The 17,190-nt window shown below is 37.8% G+C and carries 16 protein-coding genes; 11 read left to right on the top strand and 5 right to left on the bottom strand.

The window, feature by feature from the left end; translation table 11 throughout:
• Positions 1-195 precede the first annotated feature (195 nt).
• A complete protein-coding gene (locus FFR48_RS08405; protein WP_190649909.1) occupies positions 196-1,356 on the bottom strand; it encodes a 5-(carboxyamino)imidazole ribonucleotide synthase in 1,161 nt (386 codons plus the stop codon).
• The gene (locus FFR48_RS08400) at positions 1,347-1,838 is read right to left on the bottom strand and encodes a pentapeptide repeat-containing protein (protein ID WP_096565202.1); all 492 of its coding nucleotides are present in this window, start codon (positions 1,836-1,838) and stop codon (positions 1,347-1,349) included. Before FFR48_RS08400 ends, FFR48_RS08405 begins: the two co-directional genes overlap by 10 nt.
• 443 nt (positions 1,839-2,281) lie before the next feature.
• Between FFR48_RS08400 and FFR48_RS08395 the strand changes: the two genes are divergently transcribed.
• Together FFR48_RS08395 and FFR48_RS08390 are read left to right on the top strand one after the other, a co-directional pair.
• Entirely contained in the window at positions 2,282-2,605 is a 324-nt protein-coding gene (locus tag FFR48_RS08395; RefSeq protein ID WP_187039902.1) for a slr1957 family protein, read from the top strand.
• A 211-nt stretch (positions 2,606-2,816) separates the two neighbouring features.
• On the top strand, positions 2,817-3,236 hold the full coding sequence (locus tag FFR48_RS08390) for a DUF29 family protein (protein WP_137667047.1): 420 nt from the start codon (positions 2,817-2,819) through the stop codon (positions 3,234-3,236).
• Between the two features lie 221 nt (positions 3,237-3,457).
• On the opposite strand, the gene FFR48_RS08385 is transcribed toward FFR48_RS08390, so the two are convergent.
• Entirely contained in the window at positions 3,458-5,365 is a 1,908-nt protein-coding gene (locus FFR48_RS08385; RefSeq protein WP_137667046.1) for a GTPase family protein, read from the bottom strand.
• Between the two features lie 95 nt (positions 5,366-5,460).
• Here FFR48_RS08385 and FFR48_RS08380 point away from each other — a divergent pair, with 95 nt between their 5' ends.
• The 3 genes from FFR48_RS08380 to FFR48_RS08370 all read left to right on the top strand — a co-directional run bounded on the left by FFR48_RS08380 (position 5,461) and on the right by FFR48_RS08370 (position 7,340).
• Complete coding sequence (locus tag FFR48_RS08380; protein WP_096565196.1) at positions 5,461-5,958, top strand: deaminase domain-containing protein; 498 nt, start codon at positions 5,461-5,463, stop codon at positions 5,956-5,958.
• Positions 5,959-6,021: 63 nt separating this feature from the next.
• Positions 6,022-6,909: a hypothetical protein gene (locus FFR48_RS08375; RefSeq protein WP_137667045.1), complete on the top strand. Its 888-nt coding sequence runs from the start codon at positions 6,022-6,024 to the stop codon at positions 6,907-6,909.
• A 23-nt stretch (positions 6,910-6,932) separates the two neighbouring features.
• The gene (locus tag FFR48_RS08370; protein ID WP_096565192.1) at positions 6,933-7,340 is read left to right on the top strand and encodes a hypothetical protein; all 408 of its coding nucleotides are present in this window, start codon (positions 6,933-6,935) and stop codon (positions 7,338-7,340) included.
• 315 nt (positions 7,341-7,655) lie between these two features.
• Here the strand turns inward: FFR48_RS08370 and FFR48_RS08365 are convergent, their stop codons facing one another.
• Entirely contained in the window at positions 7,656-7,856 is a 201-nt protein-coding gene (locus FFR48_RS08365) for a hypothetical protein (RefSeq protein WP_137667044.1), read from the bottom strand.
• Positions 7,857-7,918: 62 nt separating this feature from the next.
• On the opposite strand from FFR48_RS08365, the gene FFR48_RS08360 reads away from it, so the two are divergent.
• The gene (locus tag FFR48_RS08360) at positions 7,919-8,791 is read left to right on the top strand and encodes an SDR family NAD(P)-dependent oxidoreductase (RefSeq protein WP_096565190.1); all 873 of its coding nucleotides are present in this window, start codon (positions 7,919-7,921) and stop codon (positions 8,789-8,791) included.
• A gap of 368 nt (positions 8,792-9,159) precedes the next feature.
• Here the strand turns inward: FFR48_RS08360 and FFR48_RS08355 are convergent, their stop codons facing one another.
• A complete protein-coding gene (locus FFR48_RS08355; protein WP_096565188.1) occupies positions 9,160-9,738 on the bottom strand; it encodes a hypothetical protein in 579 nt (192 codons plus the stop codon).
• A gap of 54 nt (positions 9,739-9,792) precedes the next feature.
• Between FFR48_RS08355 and FFR48_RS08350 the strand changes: the two genes are divergently transcribed.
• From FFR48_RS08350 to FFR48_RS08330, 5 genes are all read left to right on the top strand, one after another.
• The gene (locus FFR48_RS08350; protein WP_096565186.1) at positions 9,793-11,298 is read left to right on the top strand and encodes a polysaccharide deacetylase family protein; all 1,506 of its coding nucleotides are present in this window, start codon (positions 9,793-9,795) and stop codon (positions 11,296-11,298) included.
• Between the two features lie 215 nt (positions 11,299-11,513).
• Positions 11,514-12,572, top strand: a complete 1,059-nt coding sequence (locus FFR48_RS08345; RefSeq protein ID WP_137667050.1) for a permease — start codon at positions 11,514-11,516, stop codon at positions 12,570-12,572.
• 73 nt (positions 12,573-12,645) lie between these two features.
• Positions 12,646-13,422 (top strand): TIGR03943 family putative permease subunit, encoded by a 777-nt coding sequence (locus tag FFR48_RS08340; RefSeq protein WP_137667043.1) that lies wholly within the window; start codon positions 12,646-12,648, stop codon positions 13,420-13,422.
• 217 nt (positions 13,423-13,639) lie between these two features.
• The gene (locus tag FFR48_RS08335) at positions 13,640-15,139 is read left to right on the top strand and encodes an Ig-like domain-containing domain (RefSeq protein ID WP_096565181.1); all 1,500 of its coding nucleotides are present in this window, start codon (positions 13,640-13,642) and stop codon (positions 15,137-15,139) included.
• A gap of 418 nt (positions 15,140-15,557) precedes the next feature.
• A complete protein-coding gene (locus FFR48_RS08330; protein ID WP_137667049.1) occupies positions 15,558-17,180 on the top strand; it encodes a hypothetical protein in 1,623 nt (540 codons plus the stop codon).
• The last annotated feature ends 10 nt before the right edge of the window (positions 17,181-17,190 follow it).

Raw genomic sequence — 17,190 nt, 5'->3', positions numbered from 1 at the left:
GTCTCAATTCAATACTTGATATCACTGTATTATATATCAAGTAGTTGATTTTTTCCTAAAAATATATTGATTTTTGTCAATATAAGTATAGTTTTGTCTATGAAATTGTCAACTTAGGACTTGCTCTATTCCCAGTCCCCAGTCCCCAGCCATGCACTGAGCTTGTCGAAGTGTCCCCAGTCCCTAGTCACCAATTTAAACAGGATACCAAATAGATTCTATCTTCTGAATGATGGACTCTATAGCATCTCGGTTTTGCTGTTCTAATAATACTGTGATATGTCCAAGTTTACGACCGGGACGAGATTCGGTTTTACTGTACCAGTGCAGGTAAGCATGGGGAATATTTGCTAATTCTTGTCTTTGCTGTACATAATCGCTGTATGATTTTTCATACCCTAGCAGGTTAACCATCACAGCACCAGCACAATGTAAACTTGTATCATTCAAAGATAACCCAGCAACTGCTCTCAGGTGTTGTTCAAACTGGGAAGTTGTACAAGCATCTATGGAAAAATGACCAGAGTTATGAGTTCTGGGTGCAATTTCGTTAATGAGTATTTTACCATCAGCGGTGATAAATAACTCAATGCCAAACACGCCGACTACATCTAAACTATTTAATATTGTATGAGCGATCGCATTAACTTCTACTGCTTGTTCGGGAGTAATATCCGCTGGTGCGATAACTCGACGACAAACTTGTTGTTCTTGTTGGGTTTCCACCACTGGATACGTGACTATTTCCCCAGTCACAGAACGCGCTGCAATTATAGCTAATTCTTTGGTAAAAGGGACAAAAGCTTCTACTAAGAATTGTGTATTACTTGCATTCACTACTTTTGACAAAGTAGCCAAATCATGGATAATAAAAGTTCCCTGTCCATCATAACCATGTCGTCTGGCTTTGAGAACAACAGGAAACCCTAAATATTCTATTTTTGAAGCTATATTTGAAGCTATATTTTCAGAAATTTCTGATTTTTCGACAGCGAAAAAATGGGGAACTGGTAATTTTAAATCCTGAAAATAGCAACGTTGATGATATTTATCTAATAAAGGAGATAAAGCAGCTAACCTGGGACGGAAACAAACACCTTTCTTCTCTAACAAAGATAAAGCATCTAAGTTAACAAATTCATTTTCAAAGGTGATGACATCGCATTTTGTAGCTAAAATTTCCGTGGCTGCTGCATCATCAACTGCGGCAAAAATGGTATCCTTCGCAATAGATACAGCGGGATCATTTTTGCTAGGAGTTTGTACTATTAATTCTAATCCTAGTTTTTTGGAACTATCCCCCATCATCCAGGCCAGTTGTCCACCACCAATTATACCAATACGCTTTATCGACATCCTAACGACTCACGAGTTTTAACACCAGTTTGAGAATTGACACCACTAGCTTTTTGACATAGCTCTTTAATTTGCGCTCTATCTAAAATTGCATCACTAAAGTCTGCACCTTCGATGTTAACATCAGTAAAGACGGAACGCAGCAAAATAGCTTCTAACAAAACGGCATCACTTAAATCAGCCCCATTTAATTTTACTTCATTAACCATCGCATTGGTTAAATCTGCTCCATGTAAATTTGCTTGTGTCATCACGGAAGCACTCAAAACCGCTCCCCGCAAGTCAGCACCAGTAAAATTAGCCATTTCTAAGTTAGCGTTAGAAAACTCCGCAGCTTGTAAATTTTGTCCTGAAAAGTCATGTCTTCCCAACTCTGCATTACTAAATGATAGGGGATGAGTCCAGTCCACCGCTATGGCTGGAAATGCTACACACCAGATCATAACCGCTAAAAGCAATGGTAAACCTTTTCGCAAATACATCATTTCTTAACTTCTTAACTAATTGTAATGTTTCATGTGTTTCAGTTTACCTCATTATCTTGAGAAGGATATAGGTTTTGCTTAATATTTTTTAATGTGATTTTCTTGTCTTCTGGGAAAGAGTCTTTAAATTCTCTCGAAAGTTTGATAAATCAATTCTGCCTGAAGAAGTTAGCTAATACTCATCTTTTAATTTACTAATTTACATTTATTGATATTCATTAATTCAAGTAAAGTTTATTATCTTTTGTTGCCAACCATCTCTATTCCCTGCTAGTCTTTTGACTAAGAGCAGCAACATTAATTGCTGCACTCAAATTTTCGATTAATTTAACTATTATGGCATTAAGGTTAATTCTATAGCTATCTGTTAGCTGGTTAGGAATCTCTGTTCAATCTATATTCATTGACGACTCAAACTGAAAAATGGAATTTGTATGTTCATGATCAATCATTATTCTATCGAATGGATCGAAGCTTGGTGTATGGAAAACGGCTGGACAGATTTATTTATGGAACGTCGTGGTAATTATTGGGCGTTTCCTCCTGGGGGAGTCATGCCAGAACCAATTCCGGTTCATGTTTTAAGATTAATTAAAGAAGAAAATGGTTTAACAAATGATGAGTTATTTTGGTCAATAACGGCTGTAGTTATTACCATTTTATCTGTGATTTATACCTTTGTTTTTAAGTGTCCCATGCCTTTGGTTTTTGCTTTTGCTTTTAATGCAGTGACGGTGGCACAGCTTGAGCCGGAATATGATTAGATTATTAATTTTTTTTGCAAGTATTATTCTCGTTTCTTCTCGTTACCATACTCTGTATGGGAATGAATTTTAGAAGGCTCTGCCTTTTGCTAAATTAGAGTCAGAGACTCTAGGATGGCATTCCCAGTCAGAGACTGGGAACGAGATAACGAGATATAATAGAGCAGTTATTAATTTTATTAGCAATTTATTAGTAATGTCACAGTGATTTATGGAAGAATTATTAGAACTCAGAGAATTAGTTATTACAGGCAACTTAGAAGCTGCCCTAAATTTAATAGATGAATTAGAGGAAATGAGCAAAGAAGATAAAATTAATAAGATTTATAGTTATTGTGTCATTTTGTTAGTTCACTTAATTAAACAACATTCAGAAAAACGCACAACTAATTCCTGGGATGTTTCTATTCGTAATGCGACGGATGCAATTATTAGAGTTAACAAACGTCGCAAAGCTGGAGGTTATTATTTGCATAAAGAAGAACTAGAGGAGATTTTGTTACAAGCTTATGATCGAGCTTTAGATAATGCTGCTTTAGAAGCTTTTGGGGGAATTTATGATGGATTAACTTTACAAAAAATGATAGATCAAGAATTGATTATCAAGCAAGCTTTAGATTTTATATTTTAATTCTTTTCTCGTTTTCTCGTTACCATACTCTGTATGGGAATGAATTTTAGAAGGCTCTGCCTTTTGTTAAATTAGAGTCAGAGACTCTAGGATGGCATTCCCAGTCAGAGACTGGGAACGAGATAACGAGATAAAACTTAATTCTGACACCTGTACGGGCGAAGCATTCGGGCGACCAATTATCAATTTTATGAAAAGGCTATTTTCCGAATGCTTCGCCCCTACGACTCTTGACTCCTGATGTAATAATTAAATCTTTCTTGCATTTCTTCAATGGTTAAATTCTGAGTCCAATATTCTATTAAAGCATGACCAAATGCCCAAGCATTACTATCTGGTGTCCCAGAATTTTCTAATAACAAAGGCCAAAGAGATAATAAATCAAAGTTGCGTGATTTTTCCCTATCTGTATTTAATAGGGGAAACAGTTCATAGGCGATTTGCAATTTACCAATAACTATCGGTAATTGTTCAACGGGTATTTTTTCTGCTAACAGATAAGCAAGGGTTGGTGAACCTGTTGATAAGGTAGAAATAAATTGCAAAACTGGACTTTTTAGCAGTGCGGTAAGTCCTTGGGTTGTTGCCATTTGAAAGGTGTAATTATCAATGATCTTCGCAGATTCGGTAATGCGGGTTTCTAAGTTGCGTAAAAAGCGGGTGAGGCGTAATTGTTTAGCAGGATCTATTTCTGATAATAATCCTAACGATAATTCGTCTATATTCCAAGCATTGCGCCCTGTTTTTACATCAATGGTAACAATTGGGAAAACCAAATTAGAGAATCTTCCTAACAGTTCATTTCTATATTCTGTCGCTTCTCTGATGGAAATCTCTTTTGGTTTATTTCCCGTTTGCCAATTATATGGAGGTTGCCATTCACGGATAGGACGTAATTTATCTACTTGGGTGACAATGGTAATGATGGGTACATCTGCGACTTCTTTTTTAATGTCTTGGAGAAAGTCTACATCCATTTGTAAAGCGGGATCAAGTGCCGGAGTTACTAATAATAATAAATCGGCTTTTGTGGCATAATCAATGACTACATCCCGCAAATCATCGCGTTTTACTTGTTCATAACCAGGAGTATCACAAAGATTGAGAATTTCTCCGGTTTCTGTTTGCCAATGATAGGTTTTAATTTCATCGGTGCTGGGTAAAACGTCAACTGCTGCTAGTTCACTTTGAAAAAGTGTATTGATTAAACTGCTTTTACCTGCACCATTTCTACCGACAATAAGAATGTTAACTGGCTTTTGTTCTACTTTTTCTGGTGGTTCTGCTTGGGTGAGAATATCGCGCAGGGTTTGGGTTTTAGGTTGGGGTAGGGTGGGGGTAGGTAATTCAATTTTAGTTCCTGCATAAAGGGATATTGCTTGTTTGCATAAGTTCCGCAAAGCTGCTTCTCTTAATACTTGATTTAGGTTAATTAATAATTCTTGAGAAGCGCGATTACCAATACCTTCACTGGCTTTTTTGGCTACCGCAGCCACAGGATTTAAAAACCATTTAGCGAAATTCCAAGCTTTTAAAAATTTGCGTGCAGATGGTTCTAATTTACGGTAAACTTCATAAGCTTGATAAGTTTGTCCGACGGTAACTTGATTAAGAACAGGGGATAATTTTTGCATCCATTTATCCATGTCATCCACAGTACCACGAATAAGTCCATAGACTTGGGGAATGTAAATGTTAAGCAGGGGATATTTAATTTCTGGGTTATAAATTTGAGCGATCGCAATTACTAAATTTTGACATCTTTGCCAGAAAGTTTGCAAATCTTCCCAAATTGGACGATCATTTTGAGCATCATTGAGGACTTTTTGCAATGCAATTTCTATTTGTTGGGTTTTGTCTTTTCCAGTGGATACATCTATATTATTATCGCTGCTAGATTCTAATTCTTTTCTGACTTCAGCAAAGACATTTTCAACTTGATTTACAACAGGTTTTGTCCATTTTACTAATAACCATCTCCAGCCTACAAATACAAGGGTAAATATACCCCAAATCCAATTTATTCCCCAAGCGTGAATTTGCATTCCTGCGGATATGAGGAGGAAGGTAATAATGATTGCTATTGGTGAGATGAGGATGATCAATTGCCAGAGTTTTAAACGTACCATATTTTGATACCTGTTTGATTGTGGATGCTGAATTAGTGAGTTATTATTTATGTTATCAGGGAAATAACACCTCATACTGGTGTTAGTATCGTGACATGAAAAATACGGAAGAAAATTTTAAAGATGGAGAGGAAAATCCAATTAAGGAAAGGTTGCGAAAATCTGCTGCTCAAATTAGAGCAAAATACTTGAAAAGAGAATATCCTCACAGCAATGTTGCAGTTGCTGAAATAAATCTCAAGGGTGATGTTGTTTTTTGCGTAGGTGCAACAGCTAAAGGAGGCAACAAAAGTCCCATTCCTCAAAAACCCAAGCCAAAGTCAGAAGGAGGCCAATTTGAGCCAACAATTGACCCTTATAGTGGATACTTAATGGATACAGATTCAGAATACAAAGTATTCTCGGAAATTGCAGATACTCTGGAAAAGTTATATGATATTCATGTAGAAGGAACTATCTATCTTTACACTGAAAGACAGCCCTGCCAAAGTTGTCAAGGAGTTATTAGCCAATTTAACGAAAAATTTCCAAATATAAACCTACCATTAGAACAAGTATTTTGGGATTATCCCTATCCGCCTATTCAGGCATAAGAACATACAGTATTAATATGAATAATAATGCTTAATATGATAATATAAAAGGAGCAAAAATTTATGATCTTGGCAAAAGTAAAATCCATAAATTTTCAAAATTCTTCATCAGATGAGATTCCTCTCTATCTCCAAGTTTTATTTAACAAAATAAAATTAGAACATTATGCAGAACTATATGAGCCAGAATCCAGTGGAAGAACTTCACTTGATGATACTATCAATGAAGTTTTAACATCAATGCGGGATAGTAACGAGACATTAACTCATCTACGCTATCTCTGGATGACGCTAATCTTAACTCTAGTTGTAGAGCCTACTTTAAAATACTATCAGCCAAAAAATTTGCTACCAAAACGTATTATTAATTTGTTAGCAAGTAGAATTATCGCTATAATTATTAGTTCAATTAATAATACCAAAAATCATATCAGTGAGCTTAGTACCGAAGAATTATTGAAAGCTATCTCAAAAAATCGTAATTTTTATATTGAGAAAGAAATAGCAAACTTTCAAATACTTGATGAAGCACTAGATGTTTTTGATAATGCAGTTCGAGTTCTTAATTATGATCAGTCTGTAGAAGCAATTTTAAATATTTTAGAAGATTGCCTAGAAGGTTATGCCATTTTTCCAGGTTCTCAAGGGAGACGTGAGTTATTTAACTGGTGGTTATTAGATGTCGTACCCGCTAGTTATAATTTATTACCTCCTAAATCATTTTATGTAGTAGAGGGAGTAAGAAATAAAGAAGAAATTAGATCGCGTCAAAGTCGGTTATTAGCAAAAATCAGCAAGAGAATTAGATCCTATTTACCAGAGTTAATCTTAGAATTCAAACAACACAATAATTACATCTTTCCTACTCCTGGAAAAATAAATCGTGCTGCATTAAAAAATAGTGGTAAAATACAATATCAATCAAAAAATCCTCAATTAGCTTATTCTTGATAGGGAGTTAAATAATAATTCGTATGAGTGAAAAAAAAGACAACAACCAAGACTTAATAGGTGCATTGGTTCAATCTCTCCAAACTGGTAACTTTGACGAAGATGAAGAAGAAATTGCGACAGAGAAAGAAAGCTATGGAGAAGAATATATAACTCAATTACAAACAGCGTGTAAAAATTTCCTCAAAAAAGAGACTTTTGAAGTTGGACAATTAGTTAAATGGAAAGAATATCTCAAAAATAGGAAAATACCTTATAAAAATCAGCCAGCTGTTGTTGTAGAAATTTTAGAAGAACCAATTTTATCAGATGATGATGAATCCGGTAGTCCCTATTTTCGAGAAAACCTAGATATCATTTTAGGAATATTGGTGGATGATAATGTATTTCTAACTTTTTACTATGATAGTAGAAGGTTTGAATCTTACTAAAAATAGCAACTAAAGTTTAATTACGGTTATATACATCCTATTGATAATCGTAGGATGTATATTTAGTATTTACATGATTAAAAATAACATCAAAGAATTAAATAATCAAATTTCTATATTTTATTATCTTCATCTAGACGCATTTATCTGCGTTTAATCACTATCAAAATCCTACTCCATCCAAATATCAAAGAATCAACACAGGGATCACATGGTATTAATAAAACCTTATCTCTCTAAAATACCGCATATATAATATAACCTTGTAAAGAATTGTTAAGAAATTCTTATTAAAAAATATTGCAATCCCTTGATTTAGTTGCTAGTGTGTGTAGTGGCAACATACTGGTAAAAGCTCGGATCAAAGAGAGGTAAAACCGATGCGCTGTATCCACTCTGCCAATGAACTTCAGTTTTGAGAAAACCATCGTCAAAACGAGAAATTTCTACCTTGTCAGCAAAAGAGGGGTATTGCAGATGAGTAACAGAAAAATCTCGTGTGAATAGAATTACCATTCATCGTCTTACCCAGAGATAGGAAAAGAAAGGGAAGGCGGAAAATTTGGAGGTAAAAACCGATGAATATTCAAGGTAAAGTTGCTCTAATTACGGGGGCCTCTCGTGGCATTGGAAGAGCGATCGCATTAGAATTAGCCCAGCAAGGAGTAAAGCGGTTAATCTTGGTAGCACGCGATCGCCAAAAATTAGCCGAAGTCGCCCAAGAAATCGAGAAATTGGGAACCGAAACCACAATCATTCCTTTAGACTTAACCCAACCAGTCAGCGTGAATATTGCGATCGCCCAAATTTGGAAAAATCACGGACCGATACACCTGTTAGTTAACTGTGCCGGGATCGCATACCAAAACTCATTTCTGCAAACAAAACTTCCCCAAGTGCAAGAAGAACTTTCCGTCAACCTATTGGGAATGTACACCCTCACAAGTTTGATAGCGCGACGCATGGCCAGCCAAAAAGAGGGAACAATTGTTAACGTTTCCAGTCTCATGGGTAAAGTAGCAGCACCAACAATGGCCACCTATTCCGCCACCAAATTTGCCATTTTAGGATTTACCCAAGCGTTGAGACGGGAACTAGCAGAACACAACATCCGCGTTGTGGCCTTACTTCCCACCCTCACAGACACAGACATGGTGCGCGACTTAAAACTATTTCGCGGTGTTACCCCCATGACACCCCAACAAGTAGCCCAAACCCTGATCATCGGACTGCAAAAAGACAGATCAGAAATATTAGTTGGATGGCAATCTCATTTAGCAGTTTGGTGTCAAAACCTAGCCCCTTGGTTACTAGAAATAGTATTACAACTAACAGCACCAAACAAACAACCTCAAACCAACATCATCAAGAATTTCATCACAAAAATTCAACACTTTAGCAATTCGTTGTTTTCTAGAAATCGTCTAGCTTTTGGAACTGCCCGCAAGTAATTGTCAATAACTCCATCCCCCTTAATACCACCTCTCTGAAACACAACGCCTTAACTTTACAGCAGTTTTCATCTATTTAAACCACACTCTAAATTAATTTCTTTCTGACTTTGCGCCCTTGCTCCTTTGTGCCTTTGCGCGAAACCTGAATCAAGATGTGGTTCATTTACCTGAAAATAGCTGTAATTACTTAAAAAATTTCTACTTTGCGAACTTTGCGAACTTTGCGGTTTATTTCATAAATTAGTAATTTAGTAATTACGCAAAATTATGAAACAAAGAACCACAAAGGACACAAAGCACACAAAGGCAAGAGAGCTTCAGAAATAGAAAAAAGCCCCCCTTTTTCAGGGGGGTTGGGGGGATATTCAATTAATTTTCCTTTTCAGGTAAAACCGAAAATAGCCAAACCAATAAAATACATTAACCGCAACCAACAAACCCGCACCCCAATAAGTGTGAACACCAGGAAATAAATAAATTGTTGCCCCCAAAACCAACAAAATTTCTACAAAAGCAGCAATGCGCCCATAATGCTTAACATCCCAATAAGACACCGGACTAATAAAACGATAATTACTAAAAGGAAAAAAGTGACGATGTGCATCATTATTATGAACAGGAAAATCTAACAAAGAGTGCAACACCATACTAATAAAACCAACCTCAATTATTTGCCAATTTCCAAAATGGGCAATTAAAACACCCAGCAAAGCTAGAGGAATAGAATGAAACGTACTCACAATAAATTGCCAAAAAGGTTGATAATAAACCTCAGACCAAATCTGCCGTTCTGGTAAACGGTAAACAAACTTCATCAAAAAATAGAACACAAATATGGGAATATCAGGAAGGATTGCACCGATGATAATAGCTGGACTTGCCTGAGTGCGTAATTGTTGATGAAAAATCACCAGATTTATAATTGCATGGCTTGGGGTATTCATTGTTAAATATCAGTGCAAAATTGACAGTTATACCTGATTTTGGAAAAAACGAAAATGTTGAAATTACCATCTAATCTATCAAATTTACCCGAAATCATTGATAATTTACCAAATATATCAGGTTGGGAAAAAGAAGTTATATCTGTAGTCAACCATAATCAACCTGTATTTTTACCAACAACAAATATCAAATTAGCAGATGTAAAAGCGGTATTTGCGATCGCTCTCCATATGCACCAACCCACTATACCAGCAGGATATAATGGTTCACTGATCAGCAACCTACAATATATGTTTGAACACCAAAACGAAGGAGACAACCACAACGCAGGACCATTCGCTTATTGTTATAGTCGCATGGGAGAATTTATTCCTGAATTAGTCCATCAAGGTTGTAATCCCCGTGTCATGTTGGATTATTCTGGTAATCTATTATGGGGACTGCAACAAATGGGAAGAAGTGATATTTTAGAAAATCTCAAACGTATCACTTGCGATCCTACCTATCAGCCTTATGTAGAATGGTTGGGAACAATGTGGAGTCATGCAGTCATTCCTTCCACACCCATAGCTGATCTTAAACTACACATTATTGCTTGGCAACATCATTTTGCAGCAATTTTCGGATGGGAAGCACTAGCAAGAATTAAAGGATTTTCACCCCCAGAAATGCACCTCCCAAACCATCCAGATACCCTATTTGCATTTATCAAAGCCCTCAAAGAATGTGGTTATCGTTGGTTATTGGTGCAAGAACATACAGTAGAAACAATTAACGGTGAACCTTTGAATTATAAACATTTACCACATCAATTAATTGCCCGTAATTCCCAAGGAGAAACAATAAGTATTACCGCATTAATTAAAACCCAAGGTTCAGATACTAAATTAGTTGCCCAAATGCAGCCATACTATGAAGCGAAAACTTTAAATAAACAACAATTAGGAGATGTTTTAATACCGCCAATCGTTACTCAAATCGGTGATGGTGAAAACGGTGGTGTAATGATGAATGAATTTCCTGGCGGTTTTAAACAAGCTTGGTGGGATATGTTAGAAAATGGGGGAGGTAAAAGTGGCGTTGTCGGTGTTTGTGGTACAGAATATTTAGAATTACTAGAAGTTGCTGGTTGTCAACCAGAAGATTTTCCCCAATGTCAACCCATCGGACAACATCAAATTTGGCAGCGAATAGCTATAGATAATTATCAACCGGATGCTGTGGAAAATGCTATTCAAGCAATCAAGAAAACTAACCCTAATTTCCATGTTGACGGCGCATCATGGACGAATCATATTAGTTGGGTGCAAGGATACGAAAATGTGTTATCTCCCATGTATGAATTAAGTAATTTATTTCATCAAAAATTTGATCACCTGTTGTCAAATACATCAGATAAACCTGTAACTAGAGAAACCCACTACCGCCAAGTTTTATTACATAACCTCTTGTTACAAACAAGCTGTTTTCGTTATTGGGGACAAGGAGCGTGGACAGATTATGCAAAGGAAATTTACCAACGTGGTCAAAATTTACTTGAATATCCCCCTAATAAGTAATCAGACAAAATTAAATTCACTCGTTTTATGGTGATCTGAGGTAGCAGTGTAAAATGTAAAGTTAGGTTATCGTTTAAAAAGCTGACTGCTAAAGACAGATGGCTAAATACTGACAACGTTGCATTTGATCCCCGATTGATCCCCGTTTCTTCCTGATTTAGATAAAATGACTAGGCATAACTCCAAAATTCCCAACCGCTGTTGACTGCGACATGATGATCAATCAACTGAACAATGGTTTCACCCTATTTCTGAGTCTGCTAGTCGAGGCCATGCCTTTTTTGCTGCTAGGGGTGTTATTTTCCAGTTTGCTGTTATTTTTTATTGATGAGCGCAAATTGGTAAATATAATGCCCACAAATCCCCTGCTGGGAGCTTTGTTTGGCAGTATGATCGGCTTTTTATTTCCAGTGTGTGAGTGCGGTAACGTGCCAGTGGCACGGCGATTATTAATGCAAGGAGTACCCACACCAGTAGCCATAGGCTTTTTACTAGCAGCACCGACAATTAACCCAATTGTGATTTGGGCAACTTGGACAGCATTTAGAGATCAACCAGAAATAGTAGTGTTAAGAGTCGTATTGTCCTTAGCGATCGCTACAATTATCGGTTTTGTTTTCAGCTTCCAAAAAGATTTAAGTCCTTTCTTGCAACCGGCGATCGCACGTTATCTGAAATTTAATCCCCCCACTCAAGCCGAACCTAAAACCAAGAGAAAACGTTATCAGTTACAAGAAGAACCATCGGTTAGTCCCCTGTTACAATCAGGAACTTATATTCTTGGTGGCAAAGCAGGTATATCTACAAAGCTGGGTGGAAATTTAAACCAGGCAAATATCACAACTTCTACCCCAAATAAACTTTTTGCAGATAAACTCCGTCTAGTATTGGATAATATAGTTCAAGAATTACGGGAATTAGGCGGAGTGATGGTAGTAGGAAGTGCAATAGCAGCCGCAATTCAAGTATTAGCCCCCCGTGAACTCATCCTCAGTCTAGGTGCAGGTCCAATTACCTCAATTCTTGCTATGTTGGTACTAGCCGCAGTAGTATCAATTTGTTCCACAGTCGATTCTTTCTTCGCCCTATCTTTCGCCTCAACCTTTACCACTGGTTCTTTGTTAGCTTTTCTAGTATTTGGACCAATGATTGATATCAAAGGTGTCGGATTGATGTTATCAATTTTCAAACCTAAAGCTCTATTTTATCTATTTGCTTTATCCGGACAATTAACACTTTTATTTACCTTAATTTTGAATTTGCACGTCATGTAAGCCAGTCATGTAATTTTTGTAAATTCTCCGTTATCTATGACAAATTACAACTAACATAATGACTCAATAAATAATGACTACAATCCCAAATCCCAAATCCCAAATCCCAAATCAGTTACTCCCTTGGCTAGATGTGTTAGCGATTACAGCTTGGGGAATTTTAATGCTGAAATACTGGTTCACAGGCGAACTAAATTTATTGATTCACCCAGATTTCTTTTGGTTAGTCATTTTGGGTGCTATGGGGTTACTAATCATTGGTTTTTTCAAGGGACTACAACTTTGGAAACAACGTCGGCGGTATGAAGTACCCAATAACCAGCAGCATATAAATCTATTTCCCCCTGGTTGGAGTAGTGGGTTGCTGTTAACCACAGCAGTTTTAGGATTTATCATTACCCCCCAAGTATTTAGCTCTCAAACAGCACTAGAGCGCGGTATAACTGAACTATTGGGAGCAACACGCGCCCAACCCCAAGCTTTTCGTGCCTCCATCCGTCCAGAAGAGCGAACCCTGATCGACTGGGTACGCACACTTAACGTTTATCCAGAACCGGACGCTTATACAGGGCAAAAAGTCAAAGTCCAGGGATTTGTGATTCATCCCCCAGAATTAGATCAAAATCATTTGATATTAGCCAGATTTGTGATTACTTGTTGTGCAGCCGATGCCTATCCCGCAGGATTACCAGTTCAACTTCCAGAAAACCGCGATAAATACCCACCAGATACTTGGCTAGAAATTGAAGGACAGATGATCACAGAAAACATAGCCAATAAACGCCGATTAACTATTAAAGCTACTTCCCTCAAGGAAATTCCCCAACCCAAAAATCCATATAGTTATTAGGGAATAGGTGATTGGTGATTGGTGATTGGGGACTGGGAAAGAAAATTTTAGATTTTAGATTTTAGATTTTAGATTTTAGATTTTAGATTGGAGATGACAAAAATAATCCAAAATACAAAATCCAAAATCCTTTCATTGCATTCACCTATTACCAATCACCAATCACTAATCACCCATCACCAATTACCAATTACCAATTACCAATTACCAATGACTAATGACAAAATCCTATAAATCTATCCAAGCACTAGATCGGGTAGCGATCGCCCTCATGCTGTTATTAAGTCTGCTGATTGGATTTGTGATCTGGCAAGGTGATGCAGTTAGACCAGTCGTTCGCAATTTTACTTGGCAGAATCAAAAAATCGGCGCTGAAGACACAGCTTTCACCCTCACCTTTAGTCGTCCAATGGACACCAAAAGCGTCGAGGATAATTTAAAAATCGATCCCCCACTGGCAGGTAAAATCAGTTGGGCAGGACGACGAATGGTTTACACACTCGTCACTCCAGCACCTTACGGGACTAACTATAAAGTTTCTCTAGAAGGAGCTAGAGATAAATTTTCCCAAACACAAGGCAAAAACAGGCTCATGCAAGCCTTTACAGGTAGCTTTTCTACTCGGAATCGAGCCTTAATTTACATAGGAGCTAATCAAGAAGAACAGGGAAAATTGGTACTGTATAACCTCACCCAAGAACAAAAAAAGGTACTGACCCCCAAAGACCTAATTGTTATGGACTTTGAGCCATTTCCCAACGGAGATAAAATACTTTTCTCGGCTCGCTCCTCCAAAAATCCAGAATTGCTCTCAGCCCAAATTTATACAGTCACCACAGGTATTACTAGTGAACCAGGTGAACAACCTGAAGCACCAGGTAAACTTGACCTACTTTTAGATAACAAAGAGTATCAAAACCTCAAATTTGACCTCTCTCCTGATGGACAAACAATAGTAGTCCAAAGGGGAAAAAGAGATAATCCCGGAGACTTTGGACTGTGGCAGTTGTCAGCACCCAGGGACAGTTCAGGAGAAAAACCCACCCCACAACGCTTAGAAAGCCAACCCGGAGGAGACTTCCTGATTACACCAGATAGCAAAGCCGTAGCAGTTGCCCAAGGACAAGGAACAGCAATTTTATCCCTAGAAGGAGATACAACTAAACCCCTAGATTTTCTCCCGCAATTTGGCTTGGTTCAAGCTTTCTCTAAAGATGGTTCCCAGGCAGCAATGATCAAATTTAATACTGATTACACGCGGGATTTATTCTTAGTCACTAACCAAGGTGTACAGAAACAACTATTAAAAACCACAGGTTCAATTCTCGGTTGCAATTTTGATCCTGCCTCACCCACCCTTTACTGTTTGTTAACACAGCTAGTATCACAGGAACAATACATAGAACAACCTTATTTAGTGGCGATTAACCTCAAAACCCAAGAACAAAAACCACTGTTGATGCTACCCCCCGCCCAAAGAAATGTGCAAATGAGTTTAGCACCCGATGGGTTGGCTATTTTGTTTGACCAGATAGTTCCAGTAGGAGATACGGCCACCACCCTACCAGTCAATACCTTAAAAACAGATGATGGAGAACCGATAGCTACGAGCAGTCTGTGGTTAATGCCTCTTTTACCTATCACTGACCAAGGAAACCCCGAAATTAAGCCAGAACAACTGCCCTTAGTTGGTTTTCATCCCCTCTGGCTACCGTAAATTGGTAATTGGTAATTGGTAATTGGTAATTGGTAATTTGAAAAAATAAAATTGATTACCCAGTCACCAGTCACCAGTCACCAGTCACCAGTCACCAGTGCTTAATCAAAATTGTCAAATAAAATACTTTAAACTCTGATAATCTCTACCAAATTACAGTAGCTGAGTGCATAGGGACGGCTTGATAATATTTTTTAGCAACTTGATATAACTTTTAATAAACGTCAAGTAGGTTCACACCCTCTACCCCTGGGAAGCCAAAATAGTACACCATAGCAATCTAGACTTGTCTAGGATTTATATAGCAGTTAAACTTGGCTTCTAGAGGCAATCCTGATTACCTCGGAATCGAACATATTTGATCAGCAATGCTGCTATGAACGTTGCTGAATATTTTTAAGCAGGTGGGTCAAGAGTGATGAATATAGGTGACACCTCAAACAATGGCACTGTGATTGAACCCCGAAATTTTGCAAATTCGCCGAAATCAGAGCAGGCGAGTTGTCCCTTTTACTCAGTTCTGCATGATGAAAATACAGCCGTGACTAATTTACCACTCCTGAACCCAGCAGATGATGTTGACCACGGGCTAAATATACAGCAGTCTGAATCTACAGTTACAGACAATTTACAAGATCATAATACCCAAAAAGATTGGATTGCAGAACCTGACAGTGAAAAACAAGCCCTGGTAGATTCAGAGTTTCAGAAGTTGCTGACGCTGAATGAAGAGTTACAAACAGCTAACGGTGATTTGTATGCTCAAGTAAAGCAGCTAAAACAAGAATTAGCTGAGGCAGAAAAGATTTTGCAGTGGCAAAAAAAACGCTCTAGTGTCACTGACTCAATGTTGAATCAACAAACTCAGGAACTAGCAACGGCTCAAGAGCAAATTCAGTCTCTTTTCCAGCAATTAGAAACGGCTGTCCAAACTGTTCAAAGTCAGGAAATGTTCATTGAAACCCATAAGGCACAGTTACAACTGAGTCAGCAACGAGTAGCCCAACTGGAAAGGGAATGTACACTGCTACAAACTAACTACAGTGAACAATCTCACCAACTATTGCACTCAGAAAATACTTGTCGGGAATTACGTACTCGACTAATACGCCAACAACGTCAAACTTTGCAATTTAAAGCAGCACTGGAAAAATGTCTAGATACCCCTGTCCCCAACTATGACACCAACTATGACACCAACTATGACACCAACTATGACACCCTAGAGGATACTGTCTATCATCCCCATGATCTTACTGGTGGACATAGCAGATTTTCTAGAAAAGCCAGGTCTTTGTTTCCCAATGCACAACCTATTAAACCTTGGTCTGCGGAAACCGATGCTACCCATGATACTTGTAGCACTCTACGTCAACATTTAGATAATTCCTGGCTAGAACCTTCAACTCCATGCGCTGATCAACAAGATCAACAAAATTACTCTACCTCCATTTCTGAACCTGCTGAAAAATCTTCAGATGTGGATGATATAGAAATCCCAATACAGTCAAGTCCCCAATTAGAGGATAGTGAATCTACTGCTGAAGTTGCAGATGTTTCTTCTCCTGGGGGATCAAATTTAGATCGCCAGTTGGAAAGTCTGATCGAAATGTTTTTTGCTTCTCAGTCTGCACCCTCAACTTCACCAACAGTCAATGATACAGAGAGTCATCCAGATGATGGGCTAATTTGGGATACCTTAGCATCAAATCTGGAAAAAAATGAGCCACTGGAAACAATCATAGAACAGTCTTTAGTAACGGAAAGTCATTTTCCAGAGTTTACACTTTCATCCAGCAATGAATCACTAATAAATGCCTCTACTCCCGAAAAAGAGCAAAATATTGCCAATATTCCCGAAAATAATGATTATTGGTCAGAATTGCCAAAAGAGCATTTCAGATCAGAACCTTTAGGTGAATATCACCTTGATCATAAATCACCTTCACCTTTGATTTATCCCCAGCGTCCACCCAAGGGACGGAAATCTTTAGCATCGGTGGAACTACCAAATTTCCGCCCCAAGTCGAAAGGTCAATAATCCAAGGACT

The organism is Sphaerospermopsis reniformis (assembly GCF_005402885.1).
GTDB classification, from domain to species: domain Bacteria; phylum Cyanobacteriota; class Cyanobacteriia; order Cyanobacteriales; family Nostocaceae; genus Sphaerospermopsis; species Sphaerospermopsis kisseleviana.
This window is presented reverse-complemented; position numbering and strand designations above follow the sequence as displayed.

Bases quoted from the DNA above. Each gene is read 5' to 3' on its own strand.
- FFR48_RS08405 (WP_190649909.1), bottom strand. From the start codon at position 1,356: ATGTCGATAAAGCGTATTGGTATAATTGGTGGTGGACAACTGGCCTGG.
- FFR48_RS08400 (WP_096565202.1), bottom strand. From the start codon at position 1,838: ATGTATTTGCGAAAAGGTTTACCATTGCTTTTAGCGGTTATGATCTGG.
- FFR48_RS08395 (WP_187039902.1), top strand. From the start codon at position 2,282: ATGATCAATCATTATTCTATCGAATGGATCGAAGCTTGGTGTATGGAA.
- FFR48_RS08390 (WP_137667047.1), top strand. From the start codon at position 2,817: ATGGAAGAATTATTAGAACTCAGAGAATTAGTTATTACAGGCAACTTA.
- FFR48_RS08385 (WP_137667046.1), bottom strand. From the start codon at position 5,365: ATGGTACGTTTAAAACTCTGGCAATTGATCATCCTCATCTCACCAATA.
- FFR48_RS08380 (WP_096565196.1), top strand. From the start codon at position 5,461: ATGAAAAATACGGAAGAAAATTTTAAAGATGGAGAGGAAAATCCAATT.
- FFR48_RS08375 (WP_137667045.1), top strand. From the start codon at position 6,022: ATGATCTTGGCAAAAGTAAAATCCATAAATTTTCAAAATTCTTCATCA.
- FFR48_RS08370 (WP_096565192.1), top strand. From the start codon at position 6,933: ATGAGTGAAAAAAAAGACAACAACCAAGACTTAATAGGTGCATTGGTT.
- FFR48_RS08365 (WP_137667044.1), bottom strand. From the start codon at position 7,856: ATGGTAATTCTATTCACACGAGATTTTTCTGTTACTCATCTGCAATAC.
- FFR48_RS08360 (WP_096565190.1), top strand. From the start codon at position 7,919: ATGAATATTCAAGGTAAAGTTGCTCTAATTACGGGGGCCTCTCGTGGC.
- FFR48_RS08355 (WP_096565188.1), bottom strand. From the start codon at position 9,738: ATGAATACCCCAAGCCATGCAATTATAAATCTGGTGATTTTTCATCAA.
- FFR48_RS08350 (WP_096565186.1), top strand. From the start codon at position 9,793: ATGTTGAAATTACCATCTAATCTATCAAATTTACCCGAAATCATTGAT.
- FFR48_RS08345 (WP_137667050.1), top strand. From the start codon at position 11,514: ATGATCAATCAACTGAACAATGGTTTCACCCTATTTCTGAGTCTGCTA.
- FFR48_RS08340 (WP_137667043.1), top strand. From the start codon at position 12,646: ATGACTACAATCCCAAATCCCAAATCCCAAATCCCAAATCAGTTACTC.
- FFR48_RS08335 (WP_096565181.1), top strand. From the start codon at position 13,640: ATGACAAAATCCTATAAATCTATCCAAGCACTAGATCGGGTAGCGATC.
- FFR48_RS08330 (WP_137667049.1), top strand. From the start codon at position 15,558: ATGAATATAGGTGACACCTCAAACAATGGCACTGTGATTGAACCCCGA.